Consider the following 20,176-nt stretch of genomic DNA (forward strand, 5'->3'; position numbering starts at 1 on the left):
CCCTCCTACGTTCGACGCCGTTGATAAATCACGTCGAACCAGACCGCGAATATCAGGACACCTGCCATGATCATCTGCTGCGGCGCGCTTTGCACCCCAACAAGGACCATGCCGTTTTGCAGGCTCATCATCAGGACCGCACCGATGAGCGAGCCGAGAATCGTGCCGACACCGCCCGATAGCGATGTCCCGCCGATCACAGCGGCTGCAATCACCTGCAGTTCAAGCAGCTGACCAATGCTGAGCGGCGCGGCGTTCAGGCGCGCTGTGGAAATAACGGCGCCGATGGCGGTCAGTCCGCCGATCAGCGCAAAGCTGAGCATGACCACGCGCTTTGTGTTGACACCGGCCAGTTGCGCGGCTTCCGGATTGCCGCCATAGCCGTAAATGTAGCGGCCGAAGCTGGTCATATTGGCGATGTACATCATGCCACCTGATACAACGATGAGAATCAGAACCGGCACCGGAATACCCCTGCCATCATCGCTGCGGGGAAAATTGTAGGAATTCATCGTCCAGACAAAGGCGGCTATCAGTCCGCCAAGAATAGCCAAGATGATGAGTTCCACACCAAGCGGTTTGACCACGAAACCCAAGGACAATCGCCTTCGCCGTTTCCAGAAAGTCAGCGCCACAAGCAGTGCAAAACCTGCAATACCGACAAGCCAGCTATAGGTCTCGCCGATGGAACCGCCGCCGAAGAAATTGTAGGTCGTATCGAGCGGTGTGACTGTGCGGCCCTGGGTAAAGAGCCAGCCCGCGCCGCGCCAGAACATCAGTCCACCGAGGGTGACGACAAAGGCAGGTATGGCAAATCGGGCGATCAACCAGCCTTGAGCGGCACCGGCGGCGGCACCGACCGCGACCATGACGACAATGGAAATCCACCAGCTGTGGGCCCCTTCAAGCGGCAACACTTCGGTCTGCACGAAGCCACCCAATATGCCCAAAAATGCAAGCAGCGATCCGACGGAAAGGTCGATGTTCCGCGATACGATGATCAGGACCATTGCGGTCGCCAGAAGCGCCGTCACGCTGGTCTGAACCGACAGATTCCAGAGATTTCTAGGCGAAAGGAACAAGCCGCCGGAAGCAATATCGAAGAAAATCCAGATGGCGATCACCGCTCCGACCATGGCCAGGAGCCTGGTATCCATCTGCAGTGTATCGGCAACGGAGCGAATGCGTGTGCCCACTCCGGCATTTTGCGCGTCGGCGGTTTGTTCCACTATACCCCTCCCAGTTATTCGGGTCCGGGAACCGTGCGACCCGCATAAACATATTGCAACCGGTTGCATTTCGTGTCAACTTTTTCAATATGCTGCCCAAAGTTAGCTAAGAAAAGGGAGGAATAGCATGTCAAACCTGATCACTAAAGGCATCAAGGCGTTTGCCGCCGCGGCTGTTGTCGCGACCGGACTTGCAAGCGTACCGGCCAGCGCGGACGAAATCACCGTCGGCGTTAGCTGGTACAAGTTTGCCGATGAGCGCTGGAAAATCGATGAAGCGGGCATCAAGTCCGTAGTTGAAGCAGCGGGAGGTAAGTATATTTCCGCGGACGCAAACTTTTCCCCTGAAAAGTCTGTCGCGGATGTTGAAAACCTGATTACCCGCGGCGCTGATGTCCTGATCATCATGTCCGGTGTCGCCGACGCCATCGGCCCGACTGTGAAAGCCGCCCTCGATGAAGGCATTCCGGTGGTCGCCTACGATCAGCTCATCGAAGTGCCGGGAACATTCTACGTCTCGTTTGATGCACGCTCGGTCGGCAAGGAACTTGCCGCCGGCATGCTCGCGGTCGCCCCTGAGGGCAACTACGCGATCATCAAGGGTGACGATGGCGACCCGAACACGCACCAGATGTTCGGCGCCTACCAGGACGTGATGAAGCCGAAATACGATTCCGGCGCCATCAAGGTTGTCGGCGAACAGTTTGTCGATAGCTGGCGGCCCGAAACCGCCAAGGACACCATCGAGCAGATCCTGACAGCAAACAACAACGACGTGCAGGCCGTTATGGTGATGAATGACGGCATGGCCAGCGGTGTTGCTCAGGCACTTTCGGAACAGGGTCTGGAAATCCCGCTGTCCGGCCAGGATGGCGCGCCCGGCGCACTGAACCGCATCGCACGCGGTGAGCAGACCTTCACCATCTGGAAGAATGCCTTCCAACTGGGTGAAGCTGCGGCAACCGTGGCCCTGACCCTTGCAAAGGGTGAAGAGGTCGCCAACAAGATCAAGTTCAGCGGAGGCCCCCAGGGCGTCGAGCTTGATGCGATGCTGCTGCCTGTCGACCGGATCGATGCCAGCAATCTGGACAAGACCATCGACGTCGGCTGGGCCACCAAAGAGCGTGTGTGCGCCGGTGTAACCGACAACCCGCCAGCCGTCTGCCAATAGACTTTCGGCGGTAACGCTTTAAGGGCGCCGCGACCAAGGTCGCGGCGCCCTTTGTTTTTAGGTTTCCACCCGCGTTGCCTTGCCCGTCTCCAGAGACTGATAGGCGGCTTCGGCCAATCTCAGTGCTTTCAGCCCGTCTTCAAAACTGGGGCTAGCCGGAGTACCCTTTTCCACCGTATCGACAAAAGCATTGAGCTGATGGACGAAGGCTTCACGATAGCGCTCGATGAAGAAATCCAGATAGGGTGCACCTGCATCGGTGCCGCTGGCAGTAAAGCGGGCGATACCGTGCGGTGTCCGATTGGTGCTCTGCAGCATGCCGCCGGTTGCCATTGCCTCAATGCGCTGGTCGTAGCCATAGGGCGATTGGCGCGCATTGTTGATAAGAACCTGACGGCCTTCACCGGTGCGCATGACAATCATAGCGCAATCGACTTCGTCCATCTGTTTCAGGTCGGGGTCGATTAAGGCCTGAGCACAGGCCCAGACTTCCACCGGTTCGTCATCACCCAGCAGGTAGCGGGCAAGATCGAAATCATGGATGGTCATGTCCCGTATCATCCCGCCGGCGCCGCGCAGGTAATCGTCTCCCGGCGGTGCGGGATCGCGTGAGGTGATGAGGAGTTGCAGCAGCCTGCCGATATCACCGGAGGCCAGTTCGTCACGTACCGCGGTGTGGCCCGGGTCAAAACGGCGATTGAAGCCGATCTGAATGGGAACGTCGGTGCCCGCGATGGCATCACGGCAGGCAAGAACCCGACGGATATCCAGATCAATGGGCTTTTCACACAAGACGGGTTTGCCTGCCCTGACGGCCGCTTCGATATAATCGGCATGGGTGCTGGTGACCGATGCGACAATGACCGCATCCACGTCGGGATCGTCGAAGACCGCCTCGGCTGTTTCGGCGACACGCGCGCCGGACGCCTCAGCCACGGACGCGGCTGAAGGGCCATGCACATCATGGACCAGCGTCAAGTGCGTGCGCGAGCTTGCATTGACGATTTCAGCATGCATGCGACCGATGCGGCCGCAGCCAATGAGGGCTGTTTTCAACATGGTTTGAATATCCTGTCAGCTTCCGGGTTTTTGGTACTGAACGGCAATGCGGAAATTTCCTGCCAGAACGCATCCGGGGCCGCATGCGAGGCCCATTCAAGGGTTTGTTCAACCCGTTCCGGTTTCGAAACACCGACTATTGTCGACGTGATGCGCGGATCGCGCATGGAGAACTGCAAGGCAGCAACGCCCGCCGGTACCTGGTAACGGGCACAGATTGCCTCAATAGCGCGCACCGCCGCCAATTGCTCTTCGCTGGCGTCCTGATAGGTGACTCTTTGGGTGTTTGCGCTGCCCTTGGCGAAAATACCGCCGGCATAGGGCGCGGCGTTGAAAATCGCTATCCCGCGCGCATGCGCATCGTCGTACATCCTGTTTGCCTGGCGGTTGAGCAGGGTGTAGCGGTTATGGTTGATCAGCGCGTCAAACTCCCAATCGGGCAAGATCTGCATCATCAGATCCACATCGCCCATGGCCAGGCCCACCGCGTCGACAAGACCTTCTTCTTTCATGCGGAACAACTCCTCGAGAGCCCCGCCGGTCTTTGTGAGGTCGTCCAGTTCCGAGCAGTATTCCGGGTCATGAAGGTGCAGGATAGGCAGACGGTCCAGACCCAGTGTTTCCAGGCTCTCTTCCAGTGAGCGCCGTGCGCGGGCTGCATCCAGATGGTTCGTTTCGAAGTCGCGATCCAGCTTGGTTGCCAGTATGCAGCCGTCCGGCAGCCCGCCCATTTCCTTGATAATCTTGCCGATGCGCTGCTCGCTGCGCCCATTGCCATAGTTGCGGGATGTATCAATGAAGCACGGTGACTGCTCGAAGAATGCGCGGACCGTCTCCAGGGCCCTCTCCTCACCCACCGAATAGCCGTATGAATTGGGGCTGTCGCCGAGCGGCGCCGCTCCGAAACATACATTGGCGACCGGAAAAGGTAACCGCTCCGCCTTGTTTTCGTCCAACCGCATGCGCCTCTCCCATTTCAGTTTCATTTCCGAAATCATAGCCCCGGCGGCGCTTCTTGCAACCGGTTTCAAAAATTATCCGAACGCGGCAAATCCGGCTTGGCTTCGTTCATGATCAGCGGCGGTTTCGGATGGTTTCGCAATAGATGCTTGAGTGATTTATGGCAGATAAAACTCATGAACGCCCGGGACGCATTTGTTTTTTTGTTCCGTTGCGGTGCGTTCCTGAGTATCGGTTATGCACGCGAGACCGCTGGTGGTCACTGCTATGGGAAAAAGGGACGAGTTCTCAAGTATGAAGCAGCTGGTTTCACTGACACAGGCGTCAAACCACGGCACCGTTCATGAATAAACCGGCGGCCGGACGCATAAAGCGATCATGGGCTCGCTTCAAAAACAGGCGCCGCCTGCGGGATGCGACCGTTTACGATAGCGCCGCAGCGCGTACGGCTGGCGACACGGTGTGGTCCAAGGCATTCATCTGTGGAATGGCCGATGTCTATCCGCCCAGGACCTCCAGCGATCTCAGGGAGCTTGTTGTCTCCATGGATCATTATGAAAGACAGATCCGCAGATCGGAGAAACACGTTACAGGCGTCTACATTGTCGGATCGCATGTGCAGGAGTTTGTTGAAACCATATTTCCAAGGATCAGGAAGAAAATCGTGATCGTAACAGGCAATGCGGTACAATCTGTGCCGAGAGCCGCGCTCGGATCACAGGAGCGGGCAGAACGCTTTCTGGATGATGACCGGATCGCCGGCGCATGGATACAGAATCTTGATATCGAGCATCCGAAAGCCTTCCCGCTTCCGCTCGGCCTTGATTTCCACAATCTACATATCAACAAGGACAGCCCCTGGAACGATCAGGCAGACGTCCTGACGCCAAACCAGCAGGAGCGCCAACTTCAGACAATTGCTGCGGCGGCGCCTCCGTTCGACCAACGCTCGCCCGACGTATTCACACATTTCACCGTGGGAACCCAGCCGGCTGTCAGGTCGCATTGGCTCGACCACTTCCTGGGCAAGGACTTCGCGCAGACTCCTGGCGGTGTGATCAAACGTGCTGACCTGTGGAATAGCATGGCACGCTCACAGTTTGTGGCCAGCCCTCCCGGTGCCGGCATGGATTGCCATAGAACATGGGAAGCGCTGGTTCTCGGTAGCGTTCCAATCGTGCAGCATTTTGCGCCGATGGCACCACTCTTTGAAGATTTGCCGGTGTGGCAAGTTGAAGATCCGTCACACGTGACAGCGGAAAACCTGCGCCAAAAGGCCGATGAGGTTTCTACAAAACTTCGGGAAGGCCGGTACGACTTCTGCAAGTTGACTGTCGGCTGGTGGACGGATCAATTGAAGCGGCAGACAGCGCGTCTTCTCGGGCTGTGAACCCGGGCATCAATGGATGTCGTGCCATGCCGAGTCCCTTGCAAAATCGCGCGGAAATTCCCGATCTCAGACAAACCAGTAACCGCCGTCCTTCAGGACTTTGATCTTGTTGTCCATACCCACACGCCAGTTCGCGTGAACGATATACGGATCCCTCAGATCAATGTCCGGTCGGCCAAGATCATGCTTGCCGAAGGCCAATGATCCGTTCGGAAACTGCTCCAACGGCAAGAGCTGCACATGACGGCGCCGCCAAAAGGAGAGCTTGTTGAAAACCGTCTGATCGCAACGGTCCCCGGTCACGCGTCTGCCGATATGTTCGGCGATTTTCAGATGGGCACGCGTTGGCTGCCAAGCTGTAAAGCCGGCACAAATCACATTGCCGTCCGGAATATGACCGGGCGGATGCTGCACATTTAGGTCATTGCCGGCTCTGGTCACGTCCCGGTCATTTTGGGCCAGAATCCTGCTGCCGTCGACTGCACGGTTCATCTCGAAGAACTCGACAGGATTTTTCAGGAATGCGATGTCTCCGTCCGCAAACAGCACCGGACGTCCGGTTTCCCGAAGGATCTTGCTGATCCCAAAATATTTCGCCTTGCAGATGAGGCGGAAATCCTGCGTGTCCCAATTTACGTATTCACTCGGCACCTCAATGTTGCCGGCACGCCAGGAGTTTTCCTGATCAAGACGAAAAAACTGAACATCCGAGCAATCCGTAAGCGTTGAAACTGCTTGCTCCGACGCTGCATCGAGTGTCCCGACAAAAAGGGAGTGCCCGCCTTTACGCAGGTGTCTTTGCAGCGATGCAATGCTGTTGGCGGTTATCTCCGCAGCCCCGGCATTGGTGACCCACAGAAAGCTGCAACCGTTGAAACTCCCTTTGTCACCCATACCTTTCACACTCTGCCTGCGCGCTGATTGGTTCAGTCCCGTTGAGCCGGCAAATAGACACAACCCGAGGAGTACTTCGCTAGCGCGATTGTACCAAGCTGGCAAGCCGGCCCCATGTCCCCCGCTACTGCGCAACAACAAAAGGCACAGGTCCAGGAGACGCTTGACGGCACGGCCGGGCTGGACGGATCAGTTGAGGGTCAGGTCAGCCACCTTTGATGACTTCACCGCCCTTGATGATCCAGTCCAGACCTTCACCCTGTCCGGAAAGGACGGAGATGTCAGACAGGGGATTCTCGCGGCAGAGGATGACATCGGCGAAGGCTCCTGTGGCGAGCGTTCCGATTTTGCCCTCCATCCGCAAGAGACGCGCAGCAACAACCGTAGCGGCGGCAATCACGTCCTTTACCGGCAGCACCTTGGCGCGCAGCTCGAACTCCCCGGACTGATGCGGCATCATTCCGCCAAGCAGGTCGCTTCCATAGGCCATCGGAAGGCCGGCTTCCGACATGATGGAGAGTGATTCCAGGCCTTTCAGCCTTACATCATCCACTTTGGCGATTGACGCTTGCGGCAGCCCCATATCAGGCCCTTCCGATGAAAGCTTGTCGAAGGTGATCAAAGTGGGGCATGCGATGCAGCCGCTCTCGGCAGCAAACCGTGCTGTCTCCGGCTCTATCAGATTGCAGTGTTCCAGAGATTGCACACCACACTCGACCGCGCGGCGGATTGCTTCGTCTGTGTAAAGATGAGCGGCGACATAGGATCCGACATTGGCGGCTTCCTCGACAGTGGCGATCAACTCCTCCCGTGAAAAGCCCAGGAAATGGATCGGATCAGAAGGCGATGACACGCCACCATTGGCCATGATTTTCAAGAAGTCAGCTCCCGTGCGGAACTGCTCGCGGGCAGCCTGGCGCACTTGCGGCACGCCATCACATACAACACCCAAAGCACCGAGACGCCCCTGGAGGTCGTTGGTAGGTGTTGCATCAAACGGTCCGCGCTGATCGGTATGGCCGCCGGTTTGCGACAACGCCTTGCCGCATATGTTGAGACGGGGTAGCGGCAGGGGCGACTGGTCAAAGGCCACTTTGAGAGCGCCGGTTGCACCACCGAGGTCGCGCACCGTGGTGAAACCGCGATTGAGCATGGCCCGCATGATGTTGAAGGCCCCCATCGTTACTATGGGGTCGGGCAGAGCCGTGTTGGCTTTCAGGTCTGCGGTCGTTGCCACGACATGAACATGGGCATCAATCAGCCCCGGCATGACATAGTGGTTGCGGGCATCAACGACGATCGTGTTTTCACCGGGCTTCAGGTCATGACCGTGCTCCTGCACACGCCCATGTGCGAGGCGCAGATCAATCGCATCCTGCGGCTGATCCGTCGTGCCATCCACAATGCGGGCATTGGTGATCAGGAGGTCTGTCATATTTTTTCGTCCTTTGGCTGGTTCAGTTCGCCGGCGAGCCGGTCGAGAATAGATTTCACACGGGGCGCATATGTGCTTGCCTTGTCGAGAAGGCTCTCATCGTAGCGCCCTTCCCTATCCAGAAGATTGAGCGTTCCAAGCACCCGTCCTTCAGCATCCTTGACTGGAATATTGATACACGATCCACATCCGAGCGACTGTATCAACTCATGATCGGGAAACGCCCATGCCAGATCGGTTTTTGTACGGCCGAGCCATGTCTGCCCGGCTTTGATGACATGATCGCCCCATGGTGTGTTGCCCATCTCCTTTCGTCCCGATACCGGATAGGCAACCGGGTCGCTGGTATACGCGCGAACGAGGTAATGCCCGTCGATGAGAAGAAGGGTCATCAGGATGTAGCCGACTTGATCAGCGATATCCGTTGCAAGGCCATCCAGATCGGTTGTCATCGCATCAACTCCGGCAAAGCGGTCGACAAGAGGGGAAATGCCACGAGCAGGACCAGGGCGGCGAGATCCATCGCTATAAACCAGGTAACACCCTTGAACACGACGGGCATGGCAACCGCACCCTTTAACGAACTCTGGATAACGAACACATTCAACCCGACTGGAGGCGTGATAAGCCCGATTTCCAGAAGCTTGATCAGGATTATGCCAAACCAGATCATATCCATGTCAGCCTGCACGGCGAGCGGCAGAATCAATGGTGCGGTAAGAAGCAGCAGGCCGATCGAATCGATGAACATGCCCAGCACGACATAGATCAGAGCAACGATCACGATCAATCCGATCGGGCCCAACTGAGCGCCTTCCATCAGATCGGACAATCCGCGGCTTAATCCCGCTATCGCAACGTAACGCGTCAGCAATGCGCCGCCGATCACAATGATAAAGATCGCGGTGAAGGACAGCGCGCTCTGGCGAAGGGCTGAAAGGAAACCGTCGAATGTGAAGCGCCGCGTTATCACGGCAATGAAAACCGCTCCGAACGCACCAAGTGCTCCTGCCTCTGTGGGTGTCGCGAGGCCGAAACTGATGCTGCCCATGACAATCGCAATGAGGAGCGGCAATGGCGCGAGCTCCGCACAGAGCTGCCAGGCGGACATTTTTGCCTCCTCGCTGACATCCTGATCGCCGGCGAGCTTCGGGTTGATGCCGCACCGAACGACAATCATTGCCATATAAAGGCCAACCGACAGGAGACCGGGGACTACGCCTGCGAGAAACAGCTTTCCTATCGATACGTCGGCATACACCCCGTAGAGGATCATCAATATGCTTGGAGGGATGAGGGAACCGAGTGTGCCGGAGGCGGCAACCGCACCGCAAGCAAGCCCCGGGTCATATTTGCGGCGCAGCATCTCGGGAATTGCAATGCGCGACATGGCTGACGCCGTCGCCACGGAAGACCCTGAGGCGGCCGCAAAAAGCGCGCTTGCAACAACGCTTGAACATGCCAGGGCACCGGGCAACCGCGAAAGCAAAACGCGCGTGGCGCTGAACAACCCCCTTGTCAAACCGGTTTCGGAAGCAACGAACCCCATGAGAAGAAACATCGGCACCGCGGAGAAGGTCCAGTTGGTGGCAAGCTCATAAGGAAGACGGGAAACCGATCCGATCGCGCCGCGCATGCTGGTTTCGAAGGCGATACCAACAAAGGACACCGCAATGAGCGAAAGGCCGATCGGAACCCGGATTGCAATGAGGCCCATCAGGGCCAGGAAGGCCAATATGACCGGGAAAAACTCTTCATTCATCGTTGGCGTTGCCTGACAGGTAGTGCACGGTCATCAAGAACGCGGCCACGGTTGAAAGCGCAAAAACGACAGGCAGCACCCACCGCACGGGCCAGATGGGCAACAGGTTCACCCCCATTGCCACTTCACCGGACGCGGTGGAGGTCAAGGCCTGTGCAAAGGTGAACCGCGTCAACAGGCCGTATATCCCTATCGTGATGACTCCCGATACGACGCGCGCCAGCTTCTTCAGCGATTTTGGAAACATCTGATAGAAGAGCGTCGTGTCGATATGCTCTCCGCGCATCTCCAGCATCATGATCGGCAGGAAGGTCAGCGGAACCATGTAGTAATACGAGACGAGTTCGGTTGTGACGCTGAAGGGTGCGTTGAACAGCGCACGCATTCCGACATCCACGGTAATGGTCAACAGGATTGCCGCCACCGCAAGGCCTGCAATCTGGAGCTGATAGTGCGCGAGCCTTTCGGCCAGGCGCAGCAGGAGAGACATCGGAAAAACCAGCTGTTAAAGGCGAGTGCCACACATGCAGCACTCGCCTTCGGGAGGTCGATCAGTTGACGCCGTAGGTCGACAGATCGAGTTTGTCGATGATTTCGGACTTCATCAGCGCCGCCAGCGCAGCCTTGTCCTCAAGCGGCACATCGGCAAGAAGGCCCGTCCACTTGTCCAAGGTGCCCTGGAAGCGATTAAGAAGATCTTCGGCGTCCGCGACGCCGAATTTTTCCTGCACAATCGGAACAGCTTTACCGGGTTGTGCAGCTTTGAAAGCCGCCAGTGAACCGGACAGATCGCCTGCCGGCTTGTGGAAGGTTACACCCTTGGCCTTCAGCTTTTCTTCGGCTTCAACTTCTTCCAGAAGAGTCCCGTCAACAATCAAGGCAGCCATGGCGTCGGCTTCGGCGTAAAGCAGCGCCTTGCGTTGCTCAACGCTCAGCTTCTTCCACGTATCCGGGTTGTATCCATGACCAAGCCCGGCCCAAAAGAGCGTGATTGGCATGTCCGTTATGTGTGGAGCAACCTCATAGAGTTTACGTACATAAGCATCGGCCGCGGTCGTGGTGGTGCAGGTCAAGGCCCCTTTATCCAGAGCGCCATACTGCTCGTTTGTGTTGAAGGACACAGTCACCGCGCCAACGCCGTTCGCCCATTCCGCGGGCGCCCGGCCCGGAAGCCGCAACTTTGCGCCCTCAATCTGCGACAGATCGGTAATCGGCGTGTTGCAGATGAGCTTGTAGTGGTTTGTGGTGTAGGAAGAGCCAAAGACGACACCCTTGGCTTTCCACTCAGCCTGCTGCGCCGGGTCCGTCATGTTGAATTCGGCCGCAGTCGCGATGATGGCGCGCGGGTCCTCGAAGGTCATCCCCAATTCTTCCGCAGCATTCGCAATCGGCAAATCGGAGGGTGTGTACTGGGCAAAATGTCCTGACACATCCACAAGCCCGTCGGCGATTTCAGACAGATTGCCAAGCGCTGTCACGCGGGGAGAACCCAACTCGACCCGCACCTTCAATGATTGATCATATTCCGGGACACGCTCGGCCCAGTAGTTGTAGAGATAGCGTGAATACTGATGCTGCGGCGGGAGCCAGGTGGCAGCCACAACCTCGGTTTCCGCCAGGGCAGGCCCGGAAAAGGACGCCACCATGAGCAGCGCAGCCAAGGACTTGATCGGTCGCATAATAGAATTCCCCTATTTTTTTGGTGTTGTGATGTTGTCTTTCGAACGGACAACGGCATCGGTCAAAATCATGGCCTTGAAGGCTTCACAGAAAGGCTCAGGCAAGTTTGGCGATCCGCTGTAACTTGATGAAAACGCATGACCGCGAAGCAAGTTCGACGCCATGACCCAGTGTTGATCGGCTTCGCTTTTCGACATCGTTGGGAGATCAAACGTCTCCACCCAGAAACGGGCCAGAGACGCCCACCATTTTTCGAGCGAATCTCGAACCAGTTCGGTTAGCCCGGCATCCACGCGGATGCCTATGGCAATCTCCATCGATCCGACGAACATCTCGCTGCAAAAGACGCCACGGACACCGGAGACGAATTCGTCAATCGAAATCCGGTTTTCGCGCAATTCGTGACCGAGACGGTGCAGGTCATTTGCCGCTCCATCCAGAAGGTCGGCGAAGGCGGCCGCGATCAGATGGTTCTTGGTCGGAAAGTGATGAAACAGCGCACCGCGGGAAACGCCGGCTTTTTCAATAATCGGTTTGACAGAAAGGTTGGCCAGCCCCTCGGACACCAGTTGCCGGGTGGCCGCGGCCTTCAGCTCCGCAACAGTCAGATCTTTGTTGCGCCGACGCGTGCGGGGCGCCGCTCCCTCAGAGATGTCATCGTCTCCTAACATTCCATTAAGATACCAACCGGTTGGTATGTATGTCAACAGCCATTCATCAGCCAGGCAGCTCCGCGGCGCAAAGACTCAGGTAACTGGAAAAGAAAAAGCCTTGATTATTGACTTGCGCAATCGGCGCGCTTGTCATCCGCGCGAATGCGCACCGAAGCGGTTTCAGCGCCATAACAAATCATGACCGGAACGAAGAAAACCTTGAGAAGACGGGCCTGTCAGCAGGCCGTAAAACAACTGAAAACATCCGGATCAACGGCACGGATTGGGTGTCTTTAGGCGGCTAGTCCCACCTGAAATCATTTGCTTCATAGTGCTGGACGAATTCAATCGTGGACTTGGCAAACCTTTCCGACGCGGCCGTTACCTCAGGTGAAAGAGCCACGTGGTCCGAGAGAAAAACGAGATTGTTTATCTCCTTTTGGACGATGTTTTTTCTCAGTTCAGAGGACGAATACTTCACGTTGAAGCTTTGTCTGTAGCCTTCAACGAAACTGCCGAACAACTCAAGTTGGTTGCTCAATTCCTCGGACCGCAATGCCCAGATGAAGTTGGCGACATCGTAAGACATGTCTCCTATATGAGAAAATTCGAAGTCGAATAGAACCGCCTCGCCTTCATATTTAAGTGCGTTTCCGAGCCATGCGTCGCCGTGGCAGAGACCGAGACGTTTCGTCTGAGTTGGGCGAATAGCTTCAGCGAGGTCACCTAACTCCTTCAAGATGTCATGGAACCGGGACGGCGCAGGAGACGTCGATATGTCCGCGAATTGATGGCCGCCATATTTCGCGCGTCCCAACGGCAAAGCATGGATCATCCCGAGAGCTTGACCAAAGGCTTTTGTGTCGGAGGCGGTGCGGATCATCTCCCGACCATGGATCGTTTCGCTGAAAAGAAGATGGTATTGAGTACCCCCTACTACGAACGGTCCGCAGACAGGTTGATTTTTGTGCCTGTAGAGGCGGCAGGATGGCGCTTCTGCCTGCGCCAGGCGATCCAGAAACTCCGCCTCTTTCTCCATGTCCTGCCTGGAGTGCAGATTTGTCGGAGAAAATCTGGCAAACACGTCAATCTCATCGGTTTTCACCCTGAGGGCCTTGTTGACGCCGTTCACGATCACCGCGCTGCAATCATCATCGACAGCAAGCATTCGTGACAATGTTGTTTTGAAATCCATGACTGAAAGCTACCACAAACGAATTTCTCTTTAGCGCTCAGCATTATCTGCCACATCGTTTCGCGCAGTCGTTCACGACCAGACTTTCAGGCCCACCTATTAACTTTAAGAAATAAGCCCGCCCTGCGCCCTGCAGTGCCGAGCGGGGTTCAGTGTCGGCGAATAAACGTCAGGCTTCGATCATGACGACGATTGTGTCCATCTGGATGCGATGGCCTCACGTCGTCGTGCGCATTCCCGCCGCGATCGAGGGAACCGTTGAAGAGCGGTTCAACCGCCTTGGCCTCAAACAGCGCATCGGCCTGCATGCTGGCAGCTGATCGGGGATCAGTGCCGCACTCAACAGCACCGACATGCTTGGAAACTTCGTCGCCCTGAGCCTCCTGGAAGGCCGAACTTGACGGCGCCGGCAATCAGATGGCTGCGCGACATCGTTCTGACCGCCTGCAACAGCCTGATCAGCGAGGTCGAGCAACGGCTCGCACAAACCGATATCATCATGCCACGCAAGGACGCGAGCCAGCCCGCCCGCGGCATATTCGCCATGGCGGATGAGATCGGTGGGCCCGCCGGCGTCGTGGGTTATCAGCGTTACACCGACAGTCCGGTGGACATTGAGCCATTCGGGATGACGGTTTTGCTTTTCACATGGGAGTTTGCCACCTCCTGTTTTTGAAGGAACGGCACCACGGGAAGAGGTGAAGTGTTGGTCCTGCGATCCGGGTTGAAGAGGATATCAACCACCGTATTTATTCTTAGCCTACCAAATTAGGTATATAAAACTGGGTATCCAACTACCGCCGTGGCCAAGATATCCCATGCTCGGGAACATCTGTCGACAGGGCCGGACCGAAGGCTTGAGTTCGCTCTGCCTGTTGAGAGTTCCCTCACATTGGGGACTATGGCAAATGATCACGTCGCGGATTTTGACAACAACGATTTTCGGCTCGGCACTGTTTGCTGCTACAGGCAGCGCATATGCCCAAGTGCCCTGTGTGGCTGGCGTCAATCCGGGCGCATGCACCGTAGCGCCTGGCGTGACCATACCGTCAGAATTGGCCACATTTGTTGATGACGCTTCGATCACCAACGCAGGTACAGTCGGCGACGTAATTACACACGGCCATAACAGTCCTATCTCCAATTCCGGCACAATTGGCAGTATTGGCACGTTTCGAGGAGATGTTGAGACGCGCGGGGACAACAGCCCAGTTTTCAATTCCGGCACAATCAATGGCGATGTCATCAATGATGGTGACCACAGCGCCGTTACAAATTTCGGCATAATCAATGGCTTTATCAAACTTGATGGACGCGAAGCCGGCGTCACCAATTCCGGCACGATCAATAGCTCAATCTTTACCTCTGGCGAATTGGGTACGGTCACCAACTTCGGAATAATCAATGACCGCATTCGAACCTCGGGCCCCAATTCCGGCGTTACCAACTTCGGTATGGTTGATGGCCTTATCCTGACCTTCGAACGTGATTCCGGCGTCATTAACTTCGGTATGGTTGATGGCAATGTCGATACCCGTGGCCGTAACTCCGATGTCACGAACTCCGGCACAATCAATGGCAATATCCAGACCTCGGGTCGCGGTTCCGGCGTCACCAACTCCGGCACAATCAATGGCCGTATCCAGACCTTCGGCCGCGGCTCGGACATCGCCAACTCGGGCACGGTCAATGGCCCAATTTTTACCGAAAGCGATTTGAGCACAGTCACCAACTCCGGCACGATCAATGGCAACGTTGAGACCGCTGGCCAAAGAGGCAGTATCGCCAATTCCGGCAGGATCAATGGCTTCGTCGAGACTGGTGGCCAAGGAGGCAGTATCACCAATTCGGGCTTCATTGAGGGTGGGGTTTTCTCTATCGGCGACAATGGCGTCATCAACCTGTTGGCCGGCTCGGTGGTCCTTGGGGGTATTGAACTCTCCGGGTTCGGCAACCGCACCCTGAATGTCGGCAATGGCCTCAATCTCGACAGCATCGTGACAGGCAATCCAACCGTGAACGCCAATGGCGCGCCTCTCGTCGTCAATGGCGACCAAGTCATCGTCATCGACCCCACCGGGCTCGCCACCGCGCATCTGTGGCTGGATACGATCTCCGGCGCCATCCTCAATACCGTCGACGACCCGTTCGCAGGTGGCGGCAACAGCACCGGAAGCACCAGCTTCGCCTTCGCCAAAGATGGCGCGGGCAGCAGCAAGGCGGCAGTCGATGGCGGCGCACGCGCATGGGGCAGTGTTTTCGGCGGCAGACGAAATCAGGATGGCTCAGGGCCGACAGTCGATGCCGATCTGAACTATGGCGGCGTGATCGTCGGAGCGGACACCGGTCTTGCGGGCAACACACGCTTCGGAGCATTCCTTGGCGGTGCGCTGACAGACTTCGATATCCGGTTTGATACCCAGGATGTTGACGCCGGCTCGGTCTTTGGCGGCCTGTATGTCCGGCACGGCTGGGACGAAAGCTGGATCAAGCTGATCGTCGCCGGCGGCTGGGCCGATCATGATGTCAGGCGCGTTGTGGCCAACAATACAGCGGCCGGCGGCCTGGAGACCGCAACGGCCTCCTATGATGGTTACTTCATCATTCCTTCCGTCACGCTTGGCACCCAGGTCCATGGCGTGGTGCCCGACCACGTGCTGGTGCCCAGCGTGCGCGTGAACTATGCCGGAATGTTCCTGGACGGCTATACGGAAAGTGGCGTGACTTCGCCGCTGACCATCTCGGACCGGGATGTTCACCTGCTGGGCACCCGTGCGCAGATCGCCCTGCCCTATGTGCGCCACACACCGGACGGTGCGCGCATCCGCTTTGTGACCCGCATTGGCGTGGATGGCAGCTTCAACCTCGGCGGCGACGGCGTCACCGGCTCCGTCAGCGGGTTGCCGCTCAGCTTCGACGCAAACTTCCGGGACAATATCGTCTCCGGATTCGGCGGCCTCGGCATTACCCGCACCTCCGGCGATGGTGTCTTCAGCTTCACGGCCAATGCGGAAGGCCACTACGGATCGGGCGGCTCCACCGAACTTTTCGGCAACCTGAAGGCAACCATGCGCTTTTGAGGGCAATCGGGACCAAACAATCCAAGGCGCCGCGTGTTAGTGGGAATCTGCTGTCCCGCACAGGCATGCTATTGGTTCGGCGAGATCATCTTGAAAACTTACATTGCTGAAGTGTTCAGCCAGTTCGTCCATCTTGTTGGCTATGCGTAAGTCCAGATCGGTGAGACCGCCGGCGTCGTGGGTTGTCAGCGTTACATCGACAGTCCGATAGACATTGAGCCATTCGGGATGATGGTTTTGCTTTTCACAATGCAGAGCCACCATTGTCATCCAGCCCCAGGCATCCACAAAATTGCCGAACATGTAGACTTTCCTGATGGCATCCCGTTCGGGAACACCAACCCATCCCTTAACGCCAAGCCCGGGAAGTATCTCGTTGCGCCGCTCTTCACTCACAAGTTCAGCCATGATCGCTCCTTAAAGGATTGCCTCGAATGGATAGCAGCTACAAATGTAGCGCGCTCCACAAAAAGTCCAAGCACGCGTTCCGCGGAATCAAAGCCAGCTGATTGCTCGGTTGAGCCGGGGCGTGTTTTCTTCAATCCTTAAACAGCGGACATCCAGAGCTCGTCTATTGTGGCAAGCACAGCGGGATCAAAAGATGCATCATGTTCCCAATACCGGCCATCCTCGACGAGGTATCCCGCTTCCTGCTCCAGGCCTAGAGCCCTACTGGCAAAATCCGGGTCGTATCCGGGTATCGGTATGTCAGTGGACAGCGCTTTGTGACTGACCCTTGGAAACAGCAACCGGCTTTCCTTCTTTTCCGACAGATTGACACAGGCACAGTGCTGTCTTGCCGCGAGCGTCATAAGCCTTGCCGATTTGGCTTCCAAAGATGAAAGGGTCACATCTTCGCGAAGCGGATCGGGCTCGCCCTGCCCATAAAAATGTGTCTTTTGGCCTTCGTAGACCATGTCGCAACCCAAATAGGCCAGGACCCTTGGTTTCAATGCGCTCAAGGCCCAATAGCCGGCGTTAAACGCCATTGTCGCCCCGGCATAGACAATTCCACCATACTGATTGTTCGCGGGAACATAGCTATCCGAGGTGATGACCGTTTGCCCGGGGCCGACCCGGTCAGGCCAGTTTTCCGAGGGGAAATCGTCCGGAAAGATATTGTAATCCCAATCATCGCGGACCCTCCATGCATTGTTCACGCTTACTATTTTGCAGGCCTCAGGCTTTGGCCAGATTGCCGCCCGCATCGCGTCCGGAGCACTGCCTAGAATGAGAACAATCAAATCCGATTTCATGGTCGTCACACGAGCCCACTAACAACTCTATGAATTTTAGCGATTTTTGGCTTAGAAAATATCTTCACCGGCTTCCTTATGGTCAAGTATCTTCACCTGCAAGAGCAAATTGAGCCTTCCATGGTCCGCCCTATCACACAGCATTGGCAGATCATATGCCTTCGATCTGGACCAAGTGTTTTCAATCGGCTTCTGCGATCTTGTCACGACAAAAGCCAAAGCGGTGAATTTCGGCACTGACCTGCTGTGATATTCCGTCCACGTTCAAATTAACCCACATAATCAGTATCAAAGACTGATCTAACCTGCAGCTTGACCCGTATCCCCTTAGCTTACTCAGGGAGTCGCACGCTATGAACGAGATTGTCCTTGCCAATCAGCTGACCGAAGCGGAGGATTTGCCCGCGCCCACCCGCGATGAGGTGGCAGCGGCGCTTGACATCCTCAGACGCCATGGGGCGCTGGCACTGGATGACGATCTTCTTACTGAAGCAGCGCGCGGGGACAGCAGGAATCTCAACAGGAGTTACCCTGAAGATTTTGTTCCGGACGCAGCCTACAAGGCCGGCATGCCCGATTTGCAGAACGGACCTTCAAGCCTCATCAAGGGCGCAAAGACAGAAATCCAGCACGTTGGCGTGTCGAACTTTCGCCTTCCTCTGACCTGGCAGACGCGCGCCGGTGGAGAACTTCTGCTGGAAACATCGGTGACCGGTTCCGTCTCCCTTGAAGCTTCGAAGAAGGGCATCAACATGAGCCGGATCCTGCGCTCATTCTATAAGCATGCCGACGAGCCATTTGATATCGGGCGGATCAACCGGGTTCTGGAGAGCTATCAGGATGATCTCGAAAGTTTTGACGCGCGGCTTCAACTGAGCATCCGCTATCCCATGCTGAAACGCTCGCTGCGCAGCGATCTTGATGGCTACCAGTATTATGAGGTTGCCTTTGAGGTGGTCCGGCAAGGCCCGCAGACCATCTCTATCATCCATCTGGATTACGTCTATTCGTCAACATGTCCGTGCTCGCTGGAATTGTCCGAGCATGCGCGGACCACACGCGGTCAGATCGCAACACCGCATTCGCAGCGTTCCGTTGCACGCATTTCGGCGGTGATTGAGAACGATGAACCCCTTTGGACCGAAGACCTTGTCGAACTGTGCGTTGCCGCCATTCCGACAGAGACGCAGGTAATGGTCAAGCGTGAAGACGAGCAAGCCTTTGCGGAACTCAACGGGTCCAATCCAATCTTCGTTGAAGACGCCGTTCGGCTGATTTGCGATGGTCTGGAGCGCGAAAGCCGGGTCGGCGATTTCCGCGTGGTCGCCAGCCATCAGGAGTCGCTACACAGCCACGACGCGGTGTCCATTCTCACGAGCGGCCCGACGTTCCGGCAAGTCAGCTACGATCAACGGATGTTCGCCTCGCTATACCATGTCGGCTAACGGTTCGTCCGATCACGTGACTCGTTGGTCGTGGCCGATGGTATGATCACCGCCGTCAAGGGCAATCATCTGCCCGGTAATGGCCCTTTGAGAAATCAGGAAACGCACGGTTTCACAGGCTTCCGACAGGGAAGCCGGGCGCCGCATCGGCAGGCGTGCGCAACGGGCCCGGAACTCTTCAATGGTTTGCCCCTTTGGCGGCAGGATTGGGCCGGGTCCGATCGCATTGACGCGGATCCGGGGCGCAAATTCTTCGGCAAGGGCCTGGGTCAGGGTCCAAAGTCCGGTCTTTGAAAGTGTGTAGCTCAAATGACGCGGCGTCGGATTAAGAACACGGGAATCAATGACGTTGACGATGATCCCGCCCGCACTTTCCGGCAGGCGCTTTGCGAATTGCTGGCACAGGATCAGTGGCGCATTGAGATTGATATCCATGTGGAGGGCGAAGGATTCCGCTGTCGCAGATGATGAGTCGTCCCATTCGAAGACGGAGGCGTTGTTGATCAATATGCCGACCGGCCCGAGCAGCTTTTCCGAACGTTCAATGAGGCGGCTCGCATCATCCTCGAGCGACAGATCGGCTTGGATAATAGCCGCGCGCCCGCCATCCCGCTCAATGGTGTCTTTTACCTGAAGGGCGGCATCCTGCGAACCATTATAATGGATAACAACCGGCCAACCGGCCGCCGCGAGATCTACCGCAATGGCCCGTCCCAAACGCTGAGCGGCGCCTGTGACCAATACAGAGCACTTTTGCGATGTCGGCATTTCGAATGCGTCGGGAAAATGAATTTCATCGACGTTTGTTGTTTGTGTTGTCATTGGTTCGGTGTGTTTGCTTTTTGTTGATCACACGATTTGGTCGACGGACCCGCGACAGGCGCGTTACCCGATTACGCGGTGTTGTCACAAGCGGATCACATTGAAGAAGAGCTGCGGTGCGGTGCGGCTTGGCCCACGGCAACGA

The 20,176-nt window shown here is 56.7% G+C and carries 18 protein-coding genes and 1 pseudogene; 5 read left to right on the plus strand and 14 right to left on the minus strand.

Features of this window, described 5'->3' with window-relative positions:
* Window positions 1–5: 5 nt before the first annotated feature.
* Entirely contained in the window at window positions 6–1,229 is a 1,224-nt protein-coding gene (locus tag OQ273_RS15510; RefSeq protein WP_267991403.1) for a sugar ABC transporter permease, read from the minus strand.
* Window positions 1,230–1,356: 127 nt separating this feature from the next.
* Between OQ273_RS15510 and OQ273_RS15515 the strand changes: the two genes are divergently transcribed.
* Window positions 1,357–2,400: a substrate-binding domain-containing protein gene (locus OQ273_RS15515; RefSeq protein ID WP_267991404.1), complete on the plus strand. Its 1,044-nt coding sequence runs from the start codon at window positions 1,357–1,359 to the stop codon at window positions 2,398–2,400.
* Window positions 2,401–2,457: 57 nt separating this feature from the next.
* Here the strand turns inward: OQ273_RS15515 and iolG are convergent, their stop codons facing one another.
* Together iolG and OQ273_RS15525 are read right to left on the minus strand one after the other, a co-directional pair.
* The gene (gene iolG, locus OQ273_RS15520) at window positions 2,458–3,459 is read right to left on the minus strand and encodes an inositol 2-dehydrogenase (RefSeq protein ID WP_267991405.1); all 1,002 of its coding nucleotides are present in this window, start codon (window positions 3,457–3,459) and stop codon (window positions 2,458–2,460) included.
* Window positions 3,453–4,421, minus strand: coding sequence for an aldo/keto reductase (locus tag OQ273_RS15525; RefSeq protein ID WP_267991406.1), 969 nt, complete (start codon window positions 4,419–4,421; stop codon window positions 3,453–3,455). The genes iolG and OQ273_RS15525 overlap by 7 nt, the downstream gene beginning before the upstream one ends.
* A 341-nt stretch (window positions 4,422–4,762) precedes the next feature.
* Here OQ273_RS15525 and OQ273_RS15530 point away from each other — a divergent pair, with 341 nt between their 5' ends.
* Window positions 4,763–5,809: a hypothetical protein gene (locus OQ273_RS15530; protein WP_267991407.1), complete on the plus strand. Its 1,047-nt coding sequence runs from the start codon at window positions 4,763–4,765 to the stop codon at window positions 5,807–5,809.
* A 66-nt stretch (window positions 5,810–5,875) separates the two neighbouring features.
* Here the strand turns inward: OQ273_RS15530 and OQ273_RS15535 are convergent, their stop codons facing one another.
* The 8 genes from OQ273_RS15535 to OQ273_RS15570 form a co-directional block, all read right to left on the minus strand.
* Entirely contained in the window at window positions 5,876–6,703 is an 828-nt protein-coding gene (locus OQ273_RS15535; RefSeq protein ID WP_267991408.1) for a putative nucleotide-diphospho-sugar transferase, read from the minus strand.
* 205 nt (window positions 6,704–6,908) lie between these two features.
* On the minus strand, window positions 6,909–8,138 hold the full coding sequence (locus OQ273_RS15540; protein WP_267991409.1) for a metal-dependent hydrolase family protein: 1,230 nt from the start codon (window positions 8,136–8,138) through the stop codon (window positions 6,909–6,911).
* Window positions 8,135–8,590 carry a GAF domain-containing protein gene (locus OQ273_RS15545; protein WP_267991410.1) on the minus strand — a complete coding sequence of 152 codons (456 nt, stop codon included), beginning with the start codon at window positions 8,588–8,590 and terminating at the stop codon, window positions 8,135–8,137. The genes OQ273_RS15540 and OQ273_RS15545 overlap by 4 nt, the downstream gene beginning before the upstream one ends.
* Window positions 8,587–9,900, minus strand: coding sequence for a TRAP transporter large permease (locus tag OQ273_RS15550; protein ID WP_267991411.1), 1,314 nt, complete (start codon window positions 9,898–9,900; stop codon window positions 8,587–8,589). The genes OQ273_RS15545 and OQ273_RS15550 overlap by 4 nt, the downstream gene beginning before the upstream one ends.
* Window positions 9,893–10,390, minus strand: coding sequence for a TRAP transporter small permease (locus OQ273_RS15555; protein WP_267991412.1), 498 nt, complete (start codon window positions 10,388–10,390; stop codon window positions 9,893–9,895). The genes OQ273_RS15550 and OQ273_RS15555 overlap by 8 nt, the downstream gene beginning before the upstream one ends.
* A gap of 61 nt (window positions 10,391–10,451) precedes the next feature.
* Window positions 10,452–11,579: a TRAP transporter substrate-binding protein DctP gene (gene dctP, locus OQ273_RS15560; RefSeq protein WP_267991413.1), complete on the minus strand. Its 1,128-nt coding sequence runs from the start codon at window positions 11,577–11,579 to the stop codon at window positions 10,452–10,454.
* Between the two features lie 12 nt (window positions 11,580–11,591).
* Window positions 11,592–12,251, minus strand: a complete 660-nt coding sequence (locus tag OQ273_RS15565; protein WP_267991414.1) for a TetR/AcrR family transcriptional regulator — start codon at window positions 12,249–12,251, stop codon at window positions 11,592–11,594.
* 283 nt (window positions 12,252–12,534) lie between these two features.
* The gene (locus OQ273_RS15570) at window positions 12,535–13,428 is read right to left on the minus strand and encodes a phosphotransferase family protein (protein WP_267991415.1); all 894 of its coding nucleotides are present in this window, start codon (window positions 13,426–13,428) and stop codon (window positions 12,535–12,537) included.
* Between the two features lie 182 nt (window positions 13,429–13,610).
* Between OQ273_RS15570 and OQ273_RS15575 the strand changes: the two genes are divergently transcribed.
* Together OQ273_RS15575 and OQ273_RS15585 are read left to right on the plus strand one after the other, a co-directional pair.
* Window positions 13,611–13,748, plus strand: a complete 138-nt coding sequence (locus OQ273_RS15575; RefSeq protein WP_267991416.1) for a hypothetical protein — start codon at window positions 13,611–13,613, stop codon at window positions 13,746–13,748.
* A gap of 588 nt (window positions 13,749–14,336) precedes the next feature.
* A complete protein-coding gene (locus OQ273_RS15585; protein ID WP_267991417.1) occupies window positions 14,337–16,508 on the plus strand; it encodes an autotransporter family protein in 2,172 nt (723 codons plus the stop codon).
* 114 nt (window positions 16,509–16,622) lie between these two features.
* Here OQ273_RS15585 and OQ273_RS15590 read toward each other — a convergent pair.
* Both OQ273_RS15590 and OQ273_RS15595 read right to left on the minus strand, forming a co-directional pair.
* Window positions 16,623–16,916 (minus strand): annotated as a pseudogene (locus tag OQ273_RS15590) (4a-hydroxytetrahydrobiopterin dehydratase); the annotation flags it as partial.
* Window positions 16,917–17,053: 137 nt separating this feature from the next.
* Window positions 17,054–17,764, minus strand: coding sequence for a hypothetical protein (locus tag OQ273_RS15595; protein WP_267991419.1), 711 nt, complete (start codon window positions 17,762–17,764; stop codon window positions 17,054–17,056).
* A 353-nt stretch (window positions 17,765–18,117) separates the two neighbouring features.
* On the opposite strand from OQ273_RS15595, the gene folE2 reads away from it, so the two are divergent.
* Window positions 18,118–19,209, plus strand: a complete 1,092-nt coding sequence (gene folE2 / locus OQ273_RS15600) for a GTP cyclohydrolase FolE2 (RefSeq protein ID WP_267991420.1) — start codon at window positions 18,118–18,120, stop codon at window positions 19,207–19,209.
* Between the two features lie 12 nt (window positions 19,210–19,221).
* Here the strand turns inward: folE2 and OQ273_RS15605 are convergent, their stop codons facing one another.
* Window positions 19,222–20,031 carry an SDR family oxidoreductase gene (locus OQ273_RS15605; protein ID WP_267991421.1) on the minus strand — a complete coding sequence of 270 codons (810 nt, stop codon included), beginning with the start codon at window positions 20,029–20,031 and terminating at the stop codon, window positions 19,222–19,224.
* Window positions 20,032–20,176 lie beyond the last annotated feature (145 nt).

It is taken from the genome of Hoeflea prorocentri (assembly GCF_027944115.1).
In the GTDB taxonomy this organism is placed as follows: domain Bacteria; phylum Pseudomonadota; class Alphaproteobacteria; order Rhizobiales; family Rhizobiaceae; genus Hoeflea_A; species Hoeflea_A prorocentri.

Coding starts and splice junctions, on each gene's coding strand:
- OQ273_RS15605 (WP_267991421.1), bottom strand. CDS start 20,031: ATGACAACACAAACAACAAACGTCGATGAAATTCATTTTCCCGACGCA.
- folE2 (WP_267991420.1), top strand. CDS start 18,118: ATGAACGAGATTGTCCTTGCCAATCAGCTGACCGAAGCGGAGGATTTG.
- OQ273_RS15595 (WP_267991419.1), bottom strand. CDS start 17,764: ATGAAATCGGATTTGATTGTTCTCATTCTAGGCAGTGCTCCGGACGCG.
- OQ273_RS15540 (WP_267991409.1), bottom strand. CDS start 8,138: ATGACAGACCTCCTGATCACCAATGCCCGCATTGTGGATGGCACGACG.
- OQ273_RS15550 (WP_267991411.1), bottom strand. CDS start 9,900: ATGAATGAAGAGTTTTTCCCGGTCATATTGGCCTTCCTGGCCCTGATG.
- OQ273_RS15530 (WP_267991407.1), top strand. CDS start 4,763: ATGAATAAACCGGCGGCCGGACGCATAAAGCGATCATGGGCTCGCTTC.
- iolG (WP_267991405.1), bottom strand. CDS start 3,459: ATGTTGAAAACAGCCCTCATTGGCTGCGGCCGCATCGGTCGCATGCAT.
- OQ273_RS15585 (WP_267991417.1), top strand. CDS start 14,337: ATGATCACGTCGCGGATTTTGACAACAACGATTTTCGGCTCGGCACTG.
- OQ273_RS15570 (WP_267991415.1), bottom strand. CDS start 13,428: ATGGATTTCAAAACAACATTGTCACGAATGCTTGCTGTCGATGATGAT.
- OQ273_RS15575 (WP_267991416.1), top strand. CDS start 13,611: ATGACGACGATTGTGTCCATCTGGATGCGATGGCCTCACGTCGTCGTG.
- OQ273_RS15535 (WP_267991408.1), bottom strand. CDS start 6,703: ATGGGTGACAAAGGGAGTTTCAACGGTTGCAGCTTTCTGTGGGTCACC.
- OQ273_RS15515 (WP_267991404.1), top strand. CDS start 1,357: ATGTCAAACCTGATCACTAAAGGCATCAAGGCGTTTGCCGCCGCGGCT.
- dctP (WP_267991413.1), bottom strand. CDS start 11,579: ATGCGACCGATCAAGTCCTTGGCTGCGCTGCTCATGGTGGCGTCCTTT.
- OQ273_RS15525 (WP_267991406.1), bottom strand. CDS start 4,421: ATGCGGTTGGACGAAAACAAGGCGGAGCGGTTACCTTTTCCGGTCGCC.
- OQ273_RS15555 (WP_267991412.1), bottom strand. CDS start 10,390: ATGTCTCTCCTGCTGCGCCTGGCCGAAAGGCTCGCGCACTATCAGCTC.
- OQ273_RS15565 (WP_267991414.1), bottom strand. CDS start 12,251: ATGTTAGGAGACGATGACATCTCTGAGGGAGCGGCGCCCCGCACGCGT.
- OQ273_RS15545 (WP_267991410.1), bottom strand. CDS start 8,590: ATGACAACCGATCTGGATGGCCTTGCAACGGATATCGCTGATCAAGTC.